Raw genomic sequence first — 16,038 nt, forward strand, 5'->3', positions numbered from 1 at the left:
TTTCCCCCGGTGGATTCAGTCGATGCACTGCTGCGTCGTCGTGTCCGGGTGCAGGCGGCTCCACGTCACCGGCCCGACGATGCCGTCCGCCGTGATCCCGCAGTCCCGCTGGTGGGCGATGACCGCGGACTGGGTGATGGGCCCGAACTGCGCGTCCATGGCGACGTTCGTGTAACCCCAGACCCGGTTCAGCAGGCACTGCAGGTGCCGGACCGGCTCGCCGTTGCTGTTGATGGCCAGCGACGGGTGCGAGCCGGAGTACGGGCACGGTGCGGCGACCGAGACCTCGCTTTGCGTCGTGGCGCCGGCCGGGCCGGCCGCGACGACGGTCGTCGTCAGCGACGCGACCCCGATGCTCGCCGCGACCAGGATTCGTTTCAGCATGGTGACTCCCCTTCGGTGGATTTCGGACGGATTTCCTTGGCTGTGCCGAGCGTGGTCAGAACGAGACGTCCGCCCAGAGCGGGTCGTGGTCGGAGTGGATGGCGAAGGTGGCGTCGGCCGACTGGACCGTGACCGTCGGTGTCACGAAGACGAAGTCGATTTTCTGGCCGACCGGGCTGCCCTCCTCGAAGATCCAGTCGTCGTGTGTCCTTTCCCCGTCGCGGCAGAAGACGAAGTACGGCGGCCCGCCGACCGGGAAACCGTCGTCGATGTCATTGCCGCACGGGCTGTCCACTTCCTTGTAGCCGCCGGTGGCGCCGAAGTCGTAGCCGGTGTCGTAGAAGACGCCGGTCGCGCCGGACAACGGCGATTCGTTGAGGTCGCCCCCGACGAAGTGCGTGCTGCCCGCGTATGTGGTGGAAAGGAACTCCCGGGCGCGCTCCGCCTCGGTTCGCCGCGCGGCGGCGTTCGTGTCGCCGCCGCCGGCGGTCAAATGGACCGAGCAGGCGGTCACGGAAGTGGACTCGAAACGTACGCACAGCATTTCGCGCTGCTCGGTCCTGGCTGGCGAGTCCAGGCTGTGGCCCTCGGCCTGGGCCACATCCGGCCCGAGGTCGTTGCGGTACAGAACGGCATTGCCGAAATCGCTGTCGTGCCTGCACCGCGCGACGGATCCGTCACCGTCGACCACGGGGTCGAACTTGACGGTGTGGTTCGGCAGGTGGTCGTCCAGGTAGGCCGCCCAGTCGCGACACGCCTCCTGCAAGGTGACGAACGCGGGATTCCGGTCGTTGACACTGCGCACCAGCGCCTCCGGCGCCTCGTCCCCTTTCGGGCCGTGCTCCGGGTTGCCGCCGGCCATGTTGAACGTGCCGACCTGGAAGCTCACGGCGGCGTGCGCCACCGGCGGCACGGCGACCGACGCCACGGCGAGCACGGCGGCGAACAAGGGCAGGCGAATCGGCGATATCCTCACTGTCGGACTCCTGTTTCGCGGAAAGCTGGTGATGATATTGCGCCAGTTTGGCCGAGGCGGGTGGCCTGCGGAACCTCGGACATTCGAGGTTGCGCCGGCAGCCGATCCGCGTCGGTTCGGCCGCGCACACCGGGTCGCGGGGGTAGTATTCAACCCGGGAATCCGATCTTTCGCGAGCGGTCGGAATCGACATGATGAGGCAGTGGGGGGATAATTGTGTTCAGTATTATTGTGGTGCCCGCGGATGATGTCGGGGGACAGGTCCGGCTCGCTCCGGACGAATCCGTGGAATTCGGCCGCGGGCACGCGGAACCGCGAGCAGGCCGCGGTCGCTGCCTGACAATCGCCCACCACGGGGTGTCGAGACGTGCGGGCACGATCTCGGCGGTGAGCACGCACTGGACCTTGACCAACCGCAGCAGGACCCAGACGTACGTCGTCGAAAACCCCGAAGGGGCGGGCGAGCACATCAAGGTCGGCCCGGGCCGGATCGAGGCACCGGTGCCGTTCGAGTTCTCCCGCATCGTGCTCCCCGCCGCCGGTGACCTGCTCGCCATCGACGTGTGGGCGCCGCGTCACGAGTACCTCGACGAACGCGTCGAGCCCACCGGCGACCCGACCGTCGCGGCCTTCCCGCTCGATCGGAGCAAGCGGTACTTCCTCGTGCTCGTCGCCCTGTGCGAGCCCCGCCTGCGCGGCGCGCCCCACGCGCCGCTTCCCACCGCCGACCAGCTCGTCGAGCGGTTGCGCCCGGTCTGGCCGGCCGTCAACCGGGCCTCCGTGCAGTGGAACGTCGACTACCTGGCCGTGAAGACCCGCCTCAAGCCCGGGCCCGAGTCGGCGGATCCCAGCCGCCGCGTCAACGGCAAGAAGGAGTCGCTGGTGTCCCTGGCGCTGCGGTTCGACCTGGTCGGCGAGCACGATCTCGGCCGCCTGAACGCACCGCGCGAGGCCGTTCTGCGATGACCGGCGGCACGCTTCCGGGGGAGCCCGTGCCGACGGCCACCGGCCTGCGGGTGGGCCGCTGGAAGGTACGCGGCGTGCTGGCCAGCGGCTCGTTCAGCAGCGTCTACACCGCGCACCGCGCGACCGAGGACACCCGTTTTCCCGACGTCGCCGCGCTGAAGATCCTGCCCACCGGCACCCACACGCCGCGCCACGCGCAGTACCTGCGTGAGCTCGCCACGGGCGAGGTGAAACTGCTGGGCAAGCTGCGCAGCCCCCGCCTGATCCGGATGTACGAGGTGGTGACGGTCGACGCCCCCGACCGTCCCGGGCTGGACGGTGCGACCGCCGTCGTGCTGGAGCGGGCCGAGGGGTCGCTGGACACCCTGCTGACACGCCGCCTGCCGCCGCCGGCCGCGGAGGACGTCCTGGCGCAGGTGTGCGAAGGACTGCTCCACCTGCACCACGCGGGCTGGGTGCACGGAGACCTCAAGCCCGCCAACGTGCTGCTCATGAAGGACGGCACGGTGCGGCTCGCGGACTTCAACCTCGCCGCCGAGCTGGCCGGAACCCACGCCTACACTCCCGCCTTCGGCACCTTGGACTACACGCCGCCCGAGCTCGTGTGGTCCGAAGTCGGGGAGCGCGGCCGCGCCATCCGGCCGAGCACGGACATCTGGGCTTTCGGCGTCCTCGCGCACCTGGTGCTGACCGGGTCGCTTCCGCTGCCCGGCGGCACGGCGGCGGCGCGCCGGGACGCGCTCGTGCGCTACGCGTGCGGCCGCGAGCCGCTGCGGCTTTCCCCCGACCTCCCCGAGGTGTGGCGGCCGATCGTCACCGACTGCCTTTCCCCCACCCACGAGAAACGCGCGGCCCACGACGCTGCTTCGCTCCTGCGGCGGATCGAACGGATCACGGGTCGCGCCCGCGCTCCCCGCCTGCCACGGTTGCGTCCGCGCCGGTGGCGGCGGCCCGCCACGGTGGCCGCGGCCATCGCCACGGCGGTGCTGGTGGTCAGCGCTTACCTGGCCGGGGACGAAGGTCCGGCCTACGGGTACCACCGCTGTCCGGCCGGGTCGGTGTGCTTCTTCAGCGAGCCCAACGGGACCGGCGAGATGTGCAGCTGGACCGGCGACGACCCCGATTGGCTCGCCGGCGAGGAGACGTGCTGGTGGACGAGGGAGCAACCGGTGCGATCGATCTTCAACAACAACCAGGAGCGGACCGAGCACCACGACGTGGCGTACTACCGCGGCGCCGGCTTCACCCCGGTGGGCTACGACCTTTCCCGCCCCACCCGGCGCACGGGCTGCACCGGCGTGAACCAGCAAGGAAACCTGGCAGGCACCTACGCACCGTTGTCGCACCGGTGGGTCGCGCACTGCTGAGTCACGCTTCCGGCAGGATTCCGGGCCGGAAGGGCTCGACACCGACAACGTGGCGAACGCGGGTCGGCTCGACGAGCATCTTGACCCGCCGCTCCCCGGCGATCCGCCATTCGAACCGGTCGGTCCCGACGTACTTCTTCGCCAGCCGGTCCATGCAGCGATCCGCCTCGTCGCCCTCGACGAACTCGACGACCCGGCCGTGAACCACGACTCGGTCGTAGGGATTGCCCGGATCCACGCACGACAGCGACACCCGGGGATCACGGCGCAGGTTCTCTTCCTTCACGCGGCCGACCGCGGTATTGAACACGAGGTAGCCGCCCTCGACGTCAACCCACATCGGCGAGACGTGCGGCGAACCGTCCCGGTTCACCGTGGCCAGATGCCAGATGTTCGGCGCCGCCACCCTGGCCAGGACCTGCTCGCTCAACCCATCCATGTGGCCCTCCGGCGAAGTCGTTGCTTGAAGAGCAAATACTCGGTGGTCGCCGGGCGCAGCGCCAGCACCAGGCTTGACGTCGCGGCGGCGGCCACGACCACGGGGACGGCCACGAACGCCACAACCGCGGCCGGCGGTTCGCCGGCGTCGGACGCCACCACGGTCACGGCATGGACCAGGTAGCCCGCGCAGACCCCGAGCTCCAGCGCGGCACCGGTGATCAACGCTCCGCGGCCGGCGCCGGTGCCGAGCCGTACTCCGCCCACGATCAGCAACACCGCGGCCACCACCTGGGCGACGACCACCGTCCCGGCGAGGAGCACGAACCAGCTCGCCCCGGCCAGGACCACGCCGGCCGGCACGCTGCCGATGAGCGTCCCGGTCCCGGCCAGCACGCCGAGGACCGCGGCCCAGGTCGCCGTCCCCGGCCGCAGCCCCGCTTCGTCCAGCAACGTGTCCAGCGCGATCATGACGCACCTCCGGCTCGGCCACCCCGCCCTCTGTATCGTCGCGTTCTTCCCGGCCGTTGCGCTCACCGGCGAACCGGGTGGTTCGCGAGGCCGTCGAGCAGGTGCCGCAGCCCGAAATCGAACCAGGCGTCCAGGTCCGCGTCCGCGTCCCCCGGATCGCCGTGCCGGACCGCGGCCAGCCACGGGTGGTGCCGGGCGCGGCCGGTGCTTTCCAGGCGTTTGACGGTCGCGGACCACCAGGTGCGGTACGGGGTTTCGGCGCTCCCGCGGTCGATGAGGAGGGCCATGCCCTGGATGTAGGCGCTGAGGGTGAGGTACGCCGCGAACGCGTCGCCGGGGTCGTACCCCGCGTCGGTCAGCGCCTCGATGGTGCGGTCGGCCATCGCCAGCACCGCGGGGCCGGTCGGTGGCCGGTTGGTGGCGAGGATCGCCAGCAGCCACGGGTGCCCGCGGTACATCGCCCACTCGTCGCGGGCGAGCCGGTCGAGCCGGTCGCGCGGGTCGGCCGGCGCGGGGTGGTCCGGCATCCGACGGCCGACGACGTGTTCGGCCATCGCGGCGAGCAGGTCGCTCCGGTTGCGGACGGCGCGGTAGAGGGCGTGGGCGGGCATTCCGGCGCGTTCGGCGAGGGCGCGCATGGAGACGGCGTCGAGGCCCGCGGCGTCCGCTGTTTCGACCGCGAGGCGGACCAGCCGGTCGCGTGGGTCGGCGTCGGCCACGGTGGGGGAGCCGGTCGGCCGGACGTGCGCCGCCGCCGGGCCGTGGTCGCGCCGCCGCCGGTACGCCCGCGCCTGGCAGGCACGCGAGCAGTACCGCCGGGGCCGTCCCGGCCGCCGGCCGGGCGGCAAGGGGTGCCCGCACTCGACACACGGCATCGCCCGGCTCCCTTTTCGTCACGACATCTCGTGTGACGAATCTACTCGTCGGCGGCCGGGCGCGACCCGCATGCTGCGGGCATGAGCGAGCACAGCCGCAGGAACCTGTTCCGGGCCGGCGCGGTGGCGTCCGTCGCCGCCCTCCAGCCGGCACCGGCACTGGCGCACGCCGCGCGCGTCGGCTGCGCGCCACCGCTCGGTCCGGTCCGCGTGCATCCCGGCGATCCGCGGTACGAGGACCTGGTGCGCCGCGGCAACCGCCGCTTCGTGGGCACCCCCGACGAGGTCCGCGTGGTCGGCTCGACCCAGCAGGTCGTCGAGGCCGTCCGGGAGGCGGTCCGCTCCCGGCGCCGGGTGGCGGTGCGCTCGGGCGGGCACGGGTTCGAGGGGTTCGTCGACGACCCCGGGGTCCGCGTGGTGATCGACCTGTCCGGCCTGACCGGGGTGTACTTCGACCCGCGGCGTTCGGCGTTCGCGGTCGAAGCGGGTGCCACGCTCGGTGAGGTGTACCGCCGGCTGTACCTCGGCTGGGGCGTCACGATCCCGGGTGGTTCGTGCCCCGGCGTCGGCGTCGGCGGGCACATCGCGGGCGGCGGCTACGGGCGGTTGTCGCGGCTGCACGGGCTGGCGGCCGACTTCCTGCACGCGATCGAGATCGTCGTGGTCACCGCGGCCGGTGACGTGCGCGCGGTGGTCGCCTCGCGGGAGCCCGCGGACCCGCACCGGGAGCTGTGGTGGGCGCACACCGGAGGCGGCGGGGGCAACTTCGGCGTGGTCACCCGGTACTGGTTCCGGTCGCTGCCCCAGCCGCCCGCCCGGGTGGTGAACTTCACGGTCACCTGGCCGTGGGCGGGCATGGACGAGCGGGATTTCCACCGGCTCGCCGGCAACTTCGGCACCTGGTGCGAGCGCCACAGCGCGCCCGGCGCGCCGCAAGCGCGGCTTTACAGCGAACTCGTGCTCACCTCGCGGTCCGCGGGCGCCCACCTGCTGACCGGCCAGGTCCCCGGCGACGCCGGACCGCTGCTGGACGAGCACGTCACCGCCGTCGGCGCAGGCGTCGGCGTCACCCCGGTCCGGTCCCAGGAGACGCTGCCCTGGCTGGCCGCGACGCTGGGGAAGGACAGCGACGACGGCAAAGGCTGGCGGCTGAAGGTCAAGTCCGCCTTCCACCGCACGGGCCTGACCGGCCGGCAGCTGGCGGCCGCGTACCACCACCTCGCCCTCGTCGGCGATGACGCGCCGGCCAGGTCAATGAGCCTCAACACCTACGGTGGCGCGATCAACTCCGTGCCGCCCGCCGCCACCGCGACCGCCCGGCGTGACGCGACGATGCTGCTCTTCTACCTCACCGGCTGGACCGACCCCGCCGAGGACGACCGGCACTTGGGCCGGCTTCGCGAGTTCTACCGCGACATGTACGCGGACACCCACGGCGTGCCGGCGGGCGGCGCCTACATCAACTACCCGGACGTCGACCTCGCCGACCCGGCCTGGAACCGGTCCGGCCGGCCGTGGTCCGCCCTCTACTACGGCGACCGCTATGCCCGGCTGCAGGCGGTCAAGGCGCACTGGGACCCGCGGGACGTGTTCCGGCACGCGCTTTCGGTCCGCCGGGCGTGAGGGCTGGTCACCGGTCCGGCACGGAGTCCGGCACCGCGCGGGCGTGCGGAAGCGTGGCGACGCCGGAACCGTCGATGCCGTCGCGCTCGAGCCGGCGGCGGCAGTCGAAATCACCGCCCGCGATCACCTCCGGCGTGTGCTCGATCCGGGTCGACGGCCGCAGACCGAGCCGGATCAGCCAGGGCGCGATGACTCCGAGCAGTACCGCCAGAGCGGAACCGAAGGGGCCACCACGCACCCGCCGGACGTCCCTGCCGTTATGGTCGCCGACGGCGGACGCCGCGGCTTGCTACGTGGCATTGCGTCAGAACCGCCGGCAAATTCACGAGCCCCTTCATCAGTTTGCCGTAGTGCGTCACCCGAATGCCATTCGGTTGACCTGGTTTGCGTATGTGCCCTATTTTGAAAGAAATATTCGTAGATCGCATTTGGTAACATGTCCGATGCGTGCCGCGACTCCTGATGGGCATCCACGACGACGTGGGCGTCTGTATTATTCGGGAGGGACTTAGCGATGAGTCAACGACCTCGAAGATCTGTTCGTGCGGTCAACGTTCTGGCGCTGACCGCCGCGCTTGTGGTGACGCAACTGCCCGGTATCGCCGCAGCTGCGCCGGTCGCGGGAAAGAACGTGCTCTATACGACGGACGCCGATTTCGACAACGGGGTCCTGCAGGACGTCAATCACGACGCCCCCAACAACAACCAGTTGCAGCTCAACAAGTCGACGGTGTTCTTCCCGTACGTCAATGTCGCGGCTTCGGCCAGGGGGACAATGGTTCGCATCGACGTCAACACCGGCGCGATCGTCGGGGAATGGACATCGGCGCCCAGTGGCCGCGGGCTCAACCCGTCCCGCACGACGGTCGACAAGTTCGGCAATACCTGGTTGTCGAACCGCAACGAAAGCGCCGGCGGAAAAGGCTCCGTGACCAGGATCGGCGTGATTCAGGGCGGCACGCGCAGCAATGCCGACGGCACGCCGAATCCGGTCGGCGACTACCTCAAGGGCCCATTCGGGTACAACACCTGTGAGGACCGGGACCTGGACGGCTTGTACGCCACCACCCGTGGTCTCGGCGACATCCGGCCATGGACCAACGCCGGTGGTGTCGACGACAACGGCGGCGTCAGCACGGCGGCCGACGAATGCATCATCAACTACACCCGGGTCACCGGCACGAACACCAGGACGGTCGCCGTCGACGCCAACAACGACCTGTGGACCGGCGGCGCCGACAACGATCACGAAAAGCTGATGGGAACGTCCGGGGATCCCGTGGCGGGTTCCCAGATCAACTTCGGCTGCGGCGGGTACGGCGGACTGATCGACAAGGCGGGCACGCTGTGGTCCGCGCGCTTCGGCAACAACCTGCTGCGCTACGAACCGGGTACCGGCGCCGGTGCCTGTCTCGGCACCTCGCACGGTGACTACGGGCTCGGCATGGACCCGAACACCGGCGAGATCTGGCACTCCACCGTCGACCGGTCCGCAGTGGTCAAGATGTCGCCGGCGGGCACCGTGCTGGGTACTTTCCCGCACGGCAACCAGTACGCACAGGGTGTCGCCGTGGACAAGGCCGGGAACGTGTGGGTCGCGCATTCGATACTCGGGGCGCAGACCACGGTCGGGCATCTGCGCACCGACGGTACTTTTGTGGGCAACGTGACGCTGCCCGGCGGTGCCGGCCCGACCGGCGTCGCGGTGGACAGCAACGGCAAGGTGTGGGTCACGAACCTCAACACCGACAACGCCCAGCGTATCGACCCGGCCGCCGGGCCGATCGGCGGTGGCGGGTTCCCGGTCGGCGCGGTCGACCTGACCGTCGACCTCGGTGCGGGCGCGGGTCCGTACAACTACAGCGACATGACCGGGTCCGTGCTCGGTGAGATCACCGCGCCGCAGGGCACCTGGTCCGTCGTCCAGGACGGCGGCGTCGCGGGCCAGACGTGGGGCAAGATCACCTGGAACACCGAGCCGCAGGGCAGTGTCCCGGCGGGAACGGGCATCACCGTCGAGGCGCGTACCTCGGACACCGAAGCCGGGCTGGCCGCCCAGCCGTTCGCGGCGGTCGGCAATGGCGCCCAGTTCACCATGACCGGGCGCTACATCGAGGCACGTGCGACGTTGAAGGCGAGTCCCAGCGGGGCCAGCCCGATCCTGTCCGACCTGCGGATCCAGACCTCGGATCGGACCGGCGTTTTCTCTTGCCAGGCAACGGTTCTCAACCTCGCCGGGTTGATTGTGGCCAGGGCGAACCCGGCGGACGTGCCGTGTGCCGACGATCAGCAGAACCTGGCAAACGTGAACCTGAACGCCGGTATCGTCGGTGTCCGGCTGAACGTGCTCGAGGCCAGGACTGACCAGACACCCGACAGTCTCGCCGCATCGCCACCCGCCGCCGGTGACAACGCCTTCGCGGAGGCGAGAGTGGAGTCCTCGAAGATCACCGCCGGTGCGATCGTCCCGCTGGTGACGATCGAACTGGGCGTGATCAGGTCCACGGCGACGGCGACCTGTGTCGCCGGACCGGGTGGGCTGGTGCCGTCGCTGGCCGGTTCGTCGAGCATCGCCAGCCTGAAGATCAACGGGCTTTCGGTGGCGGTCGGCAGTGCGCCACTGACGATCCCGCTGGCGGTCGGCTCGCTGCGGCTCAACAGCACCGTGACGACCGCGACAAGCGTGACCCAGCAAGCGGTTGTGCTGGACACCCTGCTCACCGACGTGGTGATCGGCGAGGCCAAGGCCAACGTCGAAGCCACCGCGGGCCACCCCGGCGGAAGCCCCTGCCGCGTGTGACCCCTGACTGACCAGTGAGTGGTCCGGGCGGTTCTTGACCGCCCGGACCACTCACGAGCTTTGACCGTCGTTCGTGGGCCGGGAGGCCGGAGCCGCGGCCATGGCGCGGGTGTCGCCGGCTACCGGTCCGGCGCGACTGTGTACGAACTCGGTGACCAGTCCGGCATCGAACGGCGAACAGTCAGCGCCATCCTCCGAACCGGCTCACCAACCGGGCACCAGCTTCTTCGAAGTTCACCCCGGCAGTTTCGCACCCGATCAGCGAATCCCGGGGTCATGACGACTGTCTTTCCGCGACTGGCTCGCCCGGGCGGCCACGGCCGGCGCTCCTTATCGCGCACGTAGCCTGACCAGCGATGTTCGTCCCGGGGTGACGTACCTTGAACGCTTTGGGCGCGCGTTGGCAAAGACGGGGTGTCAGGGCGAAGCGAAACCCGAGGAGCTTCATGTCGTCAGACGCGGAACTGATCGGTAGGTCGCTGCGCGGAGACACCGATGCCTTCGCGGAAGTGATCAGCCGGCACGAGACCGCGCTCGGCAACTATCTGGCGCGCAGAGTGGGGCGGCAGGCCGCCGAGGACGTGCTCGGCGATGTGTGGGTGGCGGCTTACGAGTCCCGCGCGAACTATGACCGTTCGTATCCCGAAGCCAGGCCTTGGTTGTACGGCGTCGCGCTGAACAGGCTGCGTCGGTACTGGCGGTCCGCGCCGGCCGAGGAGCCGGCGTCGGACCTGGCCGGCGTGGCGAGTGACTGGGATCCCTGGCCGGCGGTGGATGCCCGCGTGGACACGCAGGTACTGCTGGGAAGGGCACTGGGCCGGCTCAAACCGGAAGAGCGGGAAGTGCTGGGCCTGGTCGCCTGGGAGGACCTGACCGTCGCCGAGGCCGGGCGAGTGCTCGACGTGCCGGCCGGCACGGCCCGCCGCCTGTTGCACCAGGCGCGCAAGGCATTGCGTGAAGCCCCCGAAGTGATCGCGCTGCTGCAAGTCCCGACAACGTGAAAGACAGCCCATGGATGAAATGGATCTCATGAAGAACCTGCGTGACGCGCCGTCCCTCAGTCCCGAGGCCTATGACCGTGCCCGCACGGCACTGCAGACGGCGATGGCGGAACCCGTGGCCACGGTCGTGCGACCGAAGCGCTGGTTCTCCTGGCCCAAGGCCGGCGTCGCCGCCGCGGGCGCGGCAGCCGTCGCGGCGGCTGTGGTGATGGGTACGTCGGGCGGCGGCGTCCCGGCCGGCCCGTCCGACGCGGCCCCGCCGGCGGTCGAGGCGCCGCTGGTGAAGCTGGCCTCGGCGGTGAAGGCGGCCGGCACGCAGCCAGGAGACGCGTCGCTGATCATCAACACGAAGTTCGGGCTGGACAACAAACCGAACTACTCCTACACCCTCTACACCGACAAGGGCCAGCACTTCACGGGCGACTCCGCGAAGACCCTGGCGGACGCGGTCGCCGGAGGCCACGCCGAGCCTGCGACGCCGTATGACGGGAAGGTGATGGCGGCGGCCCGTCTCGCCGCGAACGGCGACGTGGACAAGGCCAGGATCGCCATGATCACCGCGTCCAACAACGCTCTGGGAGTCGGCCTGAGCCCCGCGGAGGCCGAAAAGGCCTGGGCGGCCGCCCAGGCGGAGACCGCGGAGATGTTCCGCAAGACCGGTAAGCCGGTTCCGGCCCCCAAACCGCGTCCGACGGGCAAGGAGCTGGAGAACCTCATCAACAACCACCTGTGGAGCAACGCCGAACACGCGCTGTTCGCCAACGCCGCCGATGCGGAGGTCCGCGCGGGCGTGCTGAAGCTGTACGCGACCATCCCGGACATGACCGTCGGCAAGACCACCGTCGACGGCCAGGCCGCGCTGACCCTCACCGCGCCCCCCGCCATCCTGGGCGGCGGTGCGGACGTCCTCACCATCAACGCCGGCAACGGCCTGCCGATCCGTGAGGAGATCACCTCGGCGGAATCGTCCAAGCGCTATGTGGTGAACTACAAGGCCTTCCGCGTGACCCTCGCCGACGTGGCCGCGGGCAGGATCTGATCCTCGTACCGAATCGTCCTGGGAGGGCCGAGATCATCTCCGCCCTCCCGGGATTGTTCAATCGGCGACAGGTCGGCTGCCGTCGGACCCCACCGGCTCAGCCCGCGCGGTAGACGCTCGGGCTCACACCGCGGACTCGTTTGAACGCCGCGCTGAAGGCGAAGCTGTCCGCGTAGCCGACCTGGCTCGCCACCGACGCCACCGGCGTACCCTGCCTGCGCAGCAGGTCGGCGGCCAGCGTCATCCGCCAGCCGGTCAAGTAGGCCAGGGGTGGCTCGCCGACCAGCGCGGTGAACCGCCGGGCGAACGCCGCCCTGGACGCGCCGGCGATCTTGGCCAGGGTGACCACCGTCCACGGGCGGCTCGGCTCGGCGTGCATGGCCCGCAGTACCGGTCCGATCATCGGGTCGCCGAGCGCGGAGAACCACGCCGGCGGCTCGGTGTCCTCGTGCGCGAACCAAGCCCGCAACGTGCACACCAGAAGAAGATCCAGCAGCCGGTCCAGGACGACCTGCTGCCCGGGTTCGAGCGAGCACACCTCGTCGACGAACAGCTTCAGTTCCGGAAACGGCACGGACTCGCCCGATACCACCAGCGCCGGGGGAAGCGCGTCCAGCAGCCGCCTGCCCACCTCGCCCGGTGCCCGGTACGCGCCGACCACGAGCGTGGCGCCGCCACCGGTGACCAGGGGGCCGGGGGCAGGGCTGTTCACCAGGAACTCGCCGGACGGAGCGACCGTGCACAGCTCACCCCGGTGCACGGTCGCGACGGGCCGACGGCCAGGTTCGTCGGCGACGACGAACGGCTCCGGCCCGCGGACCACGGCCATCGCGTCGGGGGTCAGCCGCACCGGCTCGCCGTCGGCGGGCACCACCCAGCCGGAGCCCTCCAGCGCCGCGCAGAGGGTCAGCGGGGCCTCGTGCACATACCGCACCGACCAGGGTGGCGTGAGTACCGAGTGGCCCAGCAGGGCACCGTCGGCACGGACGCCGCGAACCAGGTCGGCGAAAGGGTCCATGACGACAGCGTAGACGAATGGACATGCAATCGAGCAGATCGATGATGTTCTGTCTCCCGGCCGGCCGGGAGACTGGATCGCATGACAACAACGACCTTGGTTCTCGGCGGCACCGGCAAGACCGGCCGCCACGTGGTTTCCGGCCTGCGTGCGGCGGGGCACCGGGTGCGGCCCGCGTCCCGCTCCGGTGAGGTGCGCTTCGACTGGACCGACGAATCCACCTGGGCCGCCGCGGTGACCGGCGCCGACGCGATCTACCTGGCGTTGCCGGACGACGACGTCACCGGGGCCCGGCCGTTCATCCGGTTCGCCGTCGAGCACGGCGTACGCCGTCTGGTCGCGCTGTCCGGGCGGGGCATCGAGGAGTACGGGCTGCCGGAGCTGCTGGACGTGGAGCACGCGGTCCGCGAGTCCGGTGTGGACTGGACGATCCTCCGGCCGAGCTGGTTCAACCAGAACTTCGACCTCGGCCAGTTCCGCGACTACGTGCTCGCCGGCGACCTGCGCGTGCCGACCGGCGACGGGCGAGAGCCTTTCATCGACGCCACCGACATCGCCGCGGTCGCGGTGGCGGCGTTCACCGATCCCCGCCACACCGGGCAGACCTATGAGCTCACCGGCCCACGGTCGTTGAGCTTCGGTGACGCGGCAGCGGAGATCGCCCGGGCCTCCGGGCGGAAGGTGACGTTCACCGACGTCACCGAAGACGAGTTCCTCGAAGAGCAGGAAGCCGCCGGGGTCCCGGAGAGCTGGGCGAAACTCCTGGCGATGGTGTTCGGCAGGATCCGGCGCGGCGAGCACGAGCCGGTGAGCCCGGACGTCGCTGCCGTGCTCGGCCGCGACCCGGTGGACTTCGCCGACTACGCCACGGCCGCCTGGGGCCGTGGCGCGGCCGGGTGACACCGGCCCGACTTCAGAGCTCGGCCGGTCCACAAGTGGGCGTTCGCCTCGCCGCTCATCCGGTCCAAGACGCGGTCCAAACCGGCCAAGACGGGACCGGCTGGACCGAGCGAGCCGGGACAGGTGCGGCGGCGGTACGAAGCTGCAATGCCGAGCGTCCGCTCGTCGGCAGAAGCTGACGTTGTCGCGGTGACATTTGCCCGGCGCCGCCCGCGAGGCGAGTCATTCGGCCGACCGGGACCACCACGTCTGCGCCACCCCGAGCACGAGGCGGGCCAGCAGCACCGCGGCCCCGATGCCGGCGATCAGCCGGGGGCCGAGCCCGTCGAGCCGGACGGCGAGCCAACCGCCCGCGACTGCGCCGAGCACGGAGAGCAGGAAGTCGACGGTCAGCAAGGGCGCCAGGCCGAGCATGACCATGTCAGCTCCCGTATCCCCGCGCCGGCTTCGTCGCGCCAGGTACAGCCAGAGCGTGGCGGTGCCGGCGAACGCGACCCAGGCCAGGCCGAGCACCACCCACAGCGCCGCGGTCACCGGGCTTTTCCTGTCGTACGACGAGACATCACAGAATTCATAGCTGTCATCCCTCTCGGTCCCGATCAGGGTGAGCTTGTTCGGACACTTTGTCAAGACACTGTGTCCGGACAAGTTGTCTGGTGTCGTCGGCTTCGATGCGGACAGACCCTGACTGGACACTGAGGCCGGCGTCGAACGACTGGCCGCGGCCGCGGGCATCGCGGGCTCGACCTTCGCAGGTGAAAGCGGCCGTGGCTGCGATCGCCGACAGCTGACCTTGGTGAACAAAGCCGGCGAAGCGACGCTGGGCCGCAAGGCCGCGGCACCCGGTGCGGGCACGGCCGCTGCGGCGATCGCGGCCGACACCGTGTTCCTGCGCGGGAAACATCGCGGAGATCGTCGAGGAGGCGAGCGCCGGCGAGCCGGGCACCGACGGGCTGAATGACGAGATTGTTTTCGTGACAGCTGCAAGCGATTCGGTCGGTTGCTGGCGGCGAGCGGAAGGCCATCGGCGACGGCACGCCACAGGTCGTTCAGGAGACTGAACCGCCAAGGGCCGCGGCCGGCGTCGAGGCGGACAGCGCTGAGGGCTCGGGCGGGTACACCAGTCGATGGTGGTGATTGAGCTCTGCCCGCTTCACACCGGAGGCTTCGCGCCGCTGTTGCGGTCGGCCGAGGCCGGTTCCGCTTCGCTCAGCCGTCGGCGGATGCCGTAGCCGGCCGTGGCCATTGCCAAGGCGAAGGCCCACAACGGCCACAGCAGCATCGGCAGCGTGACCAATGGCCAGTCGGTCACGGCGGCGAGGGCCGAGTCTTCGGTGGCGAAGGTGAGCAGGAGGTCTTTGGCGGTGGTCGCCACCATCAGCGCGACCACCAAGCCGGGCACCACCGCCAGCCGGATGGGAACGCGCCTGCCGCGGAGCAGGGGGATCCAGCGGGGAAACCGTTCGCCCCACGGCCGGATCAGCCCGCTGGTGAGCCAGGCGCCCGCGGCGGCCGACAGGGCCAGCCCGAGACCCGCCCACAGGATCGGTTCACCGAAGCCGAACATGTCGAACCCTGGTACGCGGAAGAACATCAGCACGCGGGTCAGCGCGTAGAGCGCCGGTGCCTCCAGCGCTATCTTCGTCCAGAACCGGGTCCGCGCCGTCACCCGGGCGAGCCGCTGCGGCGACGCCGGTCCGTCGCCGAGCTCTCGGCGCAGCCACCCGCTGACGACCGTGCCGAAGGCGGCCACGGTGACCAGGAGAACCAGCTGGAGCGCCAGACCCGGGGACTGCAGGACCGCCGGGTTCACCTCGTCGAAACCCAGGATCGAACCGACCACGATGGCGGGGACGTAGCCGGCGAGGACGAGGCCGGAGCCGTCCATCAGCATCAGCAAGGCGGCGATTGATGCGCCGGCCACCCATGGCGCTGCGGCCGTCGTCCGATGGCGCGTCAGCAGCCACAGCGCTCCGGCCAGTGCGATGACGGCGCAGGCGGCGAAGATTCCGTTGGCCCAGCCGTCCGGGTAGGCGGACAGGGCGGAGCTGAATTTCCGATCGGGCCGGTCCAGCGGATTGGGGACATCCCACACCAGCCAGTACACACCCAGCACGCTCAACGCGAAGCTCGTGACGGAAGCTGCCGCGATCGGAAGCCGTGCTCCCATCGAGGGATGC

The 16,038-nt window shown here is 70.4% G+C and carries 16 protein-coding genes; 7 read left to right on the forward strand and 9 right to left on the reverse strand.

The annotated features are described in order from the left end of the window. Positions 1–15: 15 nt before the first annotated feature. Together I4Q55_RS26360 and I4Q55_RS26365 are read right to left on the reverse strand one after the other, a co-directional pair. Positions 16–384, reverse strand: coding sequence for a peptidoglycan-binding protein (locus I4Q55_RS26360; protein ID WP_206791306.1), 369 nt, complete (start codon positions 382–384; stop codon positions 16–18). Between the two features lie 55 nt (positions 385–439). Next, positions 440–1,360 carry an endonuclease/exonuclease/phosphatase family protein gene (locus tag I4Q55_RS26365; RefSeq protein ID WP_206791308.1) on the reverse strand — a complete coding sequence of 307 codons (921 nt, stop codon included), beginning with the start codon at positions 1,358–1,360 and terminating at the stop codon, positions 440–442. Positions 1,361–1,747: 387 nt separating this feature from the next. On the opposite strand from I4Q55_RS26365, the gene I4Q55_RS26370 reads away from it, so the two are divergent. Next, the gene (locus tag I4Q55_RS26370) at positions 1,748–2,326 is read left to right on the forward strand and encodes a hypothetical protein (protein WP_206791310.1); all 579 of its coding nucleotides are present in this window, start codon (positions 1,748–1,750) and stop codon (positions 2,324–2,326) included. A 26-nt stretch (positions 2,327–2,352) separates the two neighbouring features. After that, complete coding sequence (locus I4Q55_RS26375) at positions 2,353–3,693, forward strand: serine/threonine-protein kinase (protein ID WP_206791312.1); 1,341 nt, start codon at positions 2,353–2,355, stop codon at positions 3,691–3,693. A gap of 1 nt (position 3,694) precedes the next feature. On the opposite strand, the gene I4Q55_RS26380 is transcribed toward I4Q55_RS26375, so the two are convergent. The 3 genes from I4Q55_RS26380 to I4Q55_RS26390 all read right to left on the reverse strand — a co-directional run bounded on the left by I4Q55_RS26380 (position 3,695) and on the right by I4Q55_RS26390 (position 5,477). Next, complete coding sequence (locus tag I4Q55_RS26380; RefSeq protein ID WP_206791314.1) at positions 3,695–4,132, reverse strand: PPOX class F420-dependent oxidoreductase; 438 nt, start codon at positions 4,130–4,132, stop codon at positions 3,695–3,697. Beyond that, on the reverse strand, positions 4,120–4,602 hold the full coding sequence (locus I4Q55_RS26385; RefSeq protein ID WP_206791316.1) for a hypothetical protein: 483 nt from the start codon (positions 4,600–4,602) through the stop codon (positions 4,120–4,122). The genes I4Q55_RS26380 and I4Q55_RS26385 overlap by 13 nt, the downstream gene beginning before the upstream one ends. A gap of 62 nt (positions 4,603–4,664) precedes the next feature. Then, positions 4,665–5,477, reverse strand: coding sequence for a TetR/AcrR family transcriptional regulator (locus I4Q55_RS26390; protein WP_206791317.1), 813 nt, complete (start codon positions 5,475–5,477; stop codon positions 4,665–4,667). An 81-nt stretch (positions 5,478–5,558) separates the two neighbouring features. On the opposite strand from I4Q55_RS26390, the gene I4Q55_RS26395 reads away from it, so the two are divergent. After that, positions 5,559–7,100: an FAD-binding oxidoreductase gene (locus I4Q55_RS26395; RefSeq protein ID WP_206791319.1), complete on the forward strand. Its 1,542-nt coding sequence runs from the start codon at positions 5,559–5,561 to the stop codon at positions 7,098–7,100. Positions 7,101–7,107: 7 nt separating this feature from the next. Here I4Q55_RS26395 and I4Q55_RS26400 read toward each other — a convergent pair whose 3' ends face one another. Then, on the reverse strand, positions 7,108–7,338 hold the full coding sequence (locus I4Q55_RS26400; protein WP_206791321.1) for a hypothetical protein: 231 nt from the start codon (positions 7,336–7,338) through the stop codon (positions 7,108–7,110). A gap of 393 nt (positions 7,339–7,731) precedes the next feature. Here I4Q55_RS26400 and I4Q55_RS26405 point away from each other — a divergent pair, with 393 nt between their 5' ends. The 3 genes from I4Q55_RS26405 to I4Q55_RS26415 all read left to right on the forward strand — a co-directional run bounded on the left by I4Q55_RS26405 (position 7,732) and on the right by I4Q55_RS26415 (position 11,940). Further along, positions 7,732–9,900, forward strand: coding sequence for a hypothetical protein (locus I4Q55_RS26405; RefSeq protein WP_206791323.1), 2,169 nt, complete (start codon positions 7,732–7,734; stop codon positions 9,898–9,900). Positions 9,901–10,346: 446 nt separating this feature from the next. Next, positions 10,347–10,901, forward strand: coding sequence for an RNA polymerase sigma factor (locus tag I4Q55_RS26410; RefSeq protein ID WP_206791324.1), 555 nt, complete (start codon positions 10,347–10,349; stop codon positions 10,899–10,901). A 28-nt stretch (positions 10,902–10,929) separates the two neighbouring features. Next, positions 10,930–11,940, forward strand: a complete 1,011-nt coding sequence (locus tag I4Q55_RS26415; protein WP_242546743.1) for a hypothetical protein — start codon at positions 10,930–10,932, stop codon at positions 11,938–11,940. Between the two features lie 97 nt (positions 11,941–12,037). Here the strand turns inward: I4Q55_RS26415 and I4Q55_RS26420 are convergent, their stop codons facing one another. Continuing rightward, entirely contained in the window at positions 12,038–12,958 is a 921-nt protein-coding gene (locus tag I4Q55_RS26420) for an AraC family transcriptional regulator (protein ID WP_206791326.1), read from the reverse strand. An 81-nt stretch (positions 12,959–13,039) separates the two neighbouring features. Here I4Q55_RS26420 and I4Q55_RS26425 point away from each other — a divergent pair, with 81 nt between their 5' ends. After that, positions 13,040–13,858, forward strand: a complete 819-nt coding sequence (locus I4Q55_RS26425; RefSeq protein WP_206791327.1) for an NAD(P)H-binding protein — start codon at positions 13,040–13,042, stop codon at positions 13,856–13,858. 222 nt (positions 13,859–14,080) lie between these two features. Here I4Q55_RS26425 and I4Q55_RS26430 read toward each other — a convergent pair whose 3' ends face one another. Together I4Q55_RS26430 and I4Q55_RS26435 are read right to left on the reverse strand one after the other, a co-directional pair. Beyond that, positions 14,081–14,392: a hypothetical protein gene (locus I4Q55_RS26430; RefSeq protein ID WP_206791328.1), complete on the reverse strand. Its 312-nt coding sequence runs from the start codon at positions 14,390–14,392 to the stop codon at positions 14,081–14,083. 619 nt (positions 14,393–15,011) lie between these two features. Then, on the reverse strand, positions 15,012–16,028 hold the full coding sequence (locus tag I4Q55_RS26435; protein ID WP_206791329.1) for a hypothetical protein: 1,017 nt from the start codon (positions 16,026–16,028) through the stop codon (positions 15,012–15,014). Positions 16,029–16,038 lie beyond the last annotated feature (10 nt).

The sequence above is a fragment of the Amycolatopsis sp. MtRt-6 genome, assembly GCF_017308975.1.
In the GTDB taxonomy this organism is placed as follows: Bacteria; Actinomycetota; Actinomycetes; order Mycobacteriales; family Pseudonocardiaceae; genus Amycolatopsis.

Bases quoted from the DNA above. Each gene is read 5' to 3' on its own strand.
- I4Q55_RS26360 (WP_206791306.1), bottom strand. From the start codon at position 384: ATGCTGAAACGAATCCTGGTCGCGGCGAGCATCGGGGTCGCGTCGCTG.
- I4Q55_RS26380 (WP_206791314.1), bottom strand. From the start codon at position 4,132: ATGGATGGGTTGAGCGAGCAGGTCCTGGCCAGGGTGGCGGCGCCGAAC.
- I4Q55_RS26385 (WP_206791316.1), bottom strand. From the start codon at position 4,602: ATGATCGCGCTGGACACGTTGCTGGACGAAGCGGGGCTGCGGCCGGGG.
- I4Q55_RS26390 (WP_206791317.1), bottom strand. From the start codon at position 5,477: ATGCCGTGTGTCGAGTGCGGGCACCCCTTGCCGCCCGGCCGGCGGCCG.
- I4Q55_RS26395 (WP_206791319.1), top strand. From the start codon at position 5,559: ATGAGCGAGCACAGCCGCAGGAACCTGTTCCGGGCCGGCGCGGTGGCG.
- I4Q55_RS26410 (WP_206791324.1), top strand. From the start codon at position 10,347: ATGTCGTCAGACGCGGAACTGATCGGTAGGTCGCTGCGCGGAGACACC.
- I4Q55_RS26415 (WP_242546743.1), top strand. From the start codon at position 10,930: ATGAAGAACCTGCGTGACGCGCCGTCCCTCAGTCCCGAGGCCTATGAC.
- I4Q55_RS26420 (WP_206791326.1), bottom strand. From the start codon at position 12,958: ATGGACCCTTTCGCCGACCTGGTTCGCGGCGTCCGTGCCGACGGTGCC.
- I4Q55_RS26425 (WP_206791327.1), top strand. From the start codon at position 13,040: ATGACAACAACGACCTTGGTTCTCGGCGGCACCGGCAAGACCGGCCGC.
- I4Q55_RS26435 (WP_206791329.1), bottom strand. From the start codon at position 16,028: ATGGGAGCACGGCTTCCGATCGCGGCAGCTTCCGTCACGAGCTTCGCG.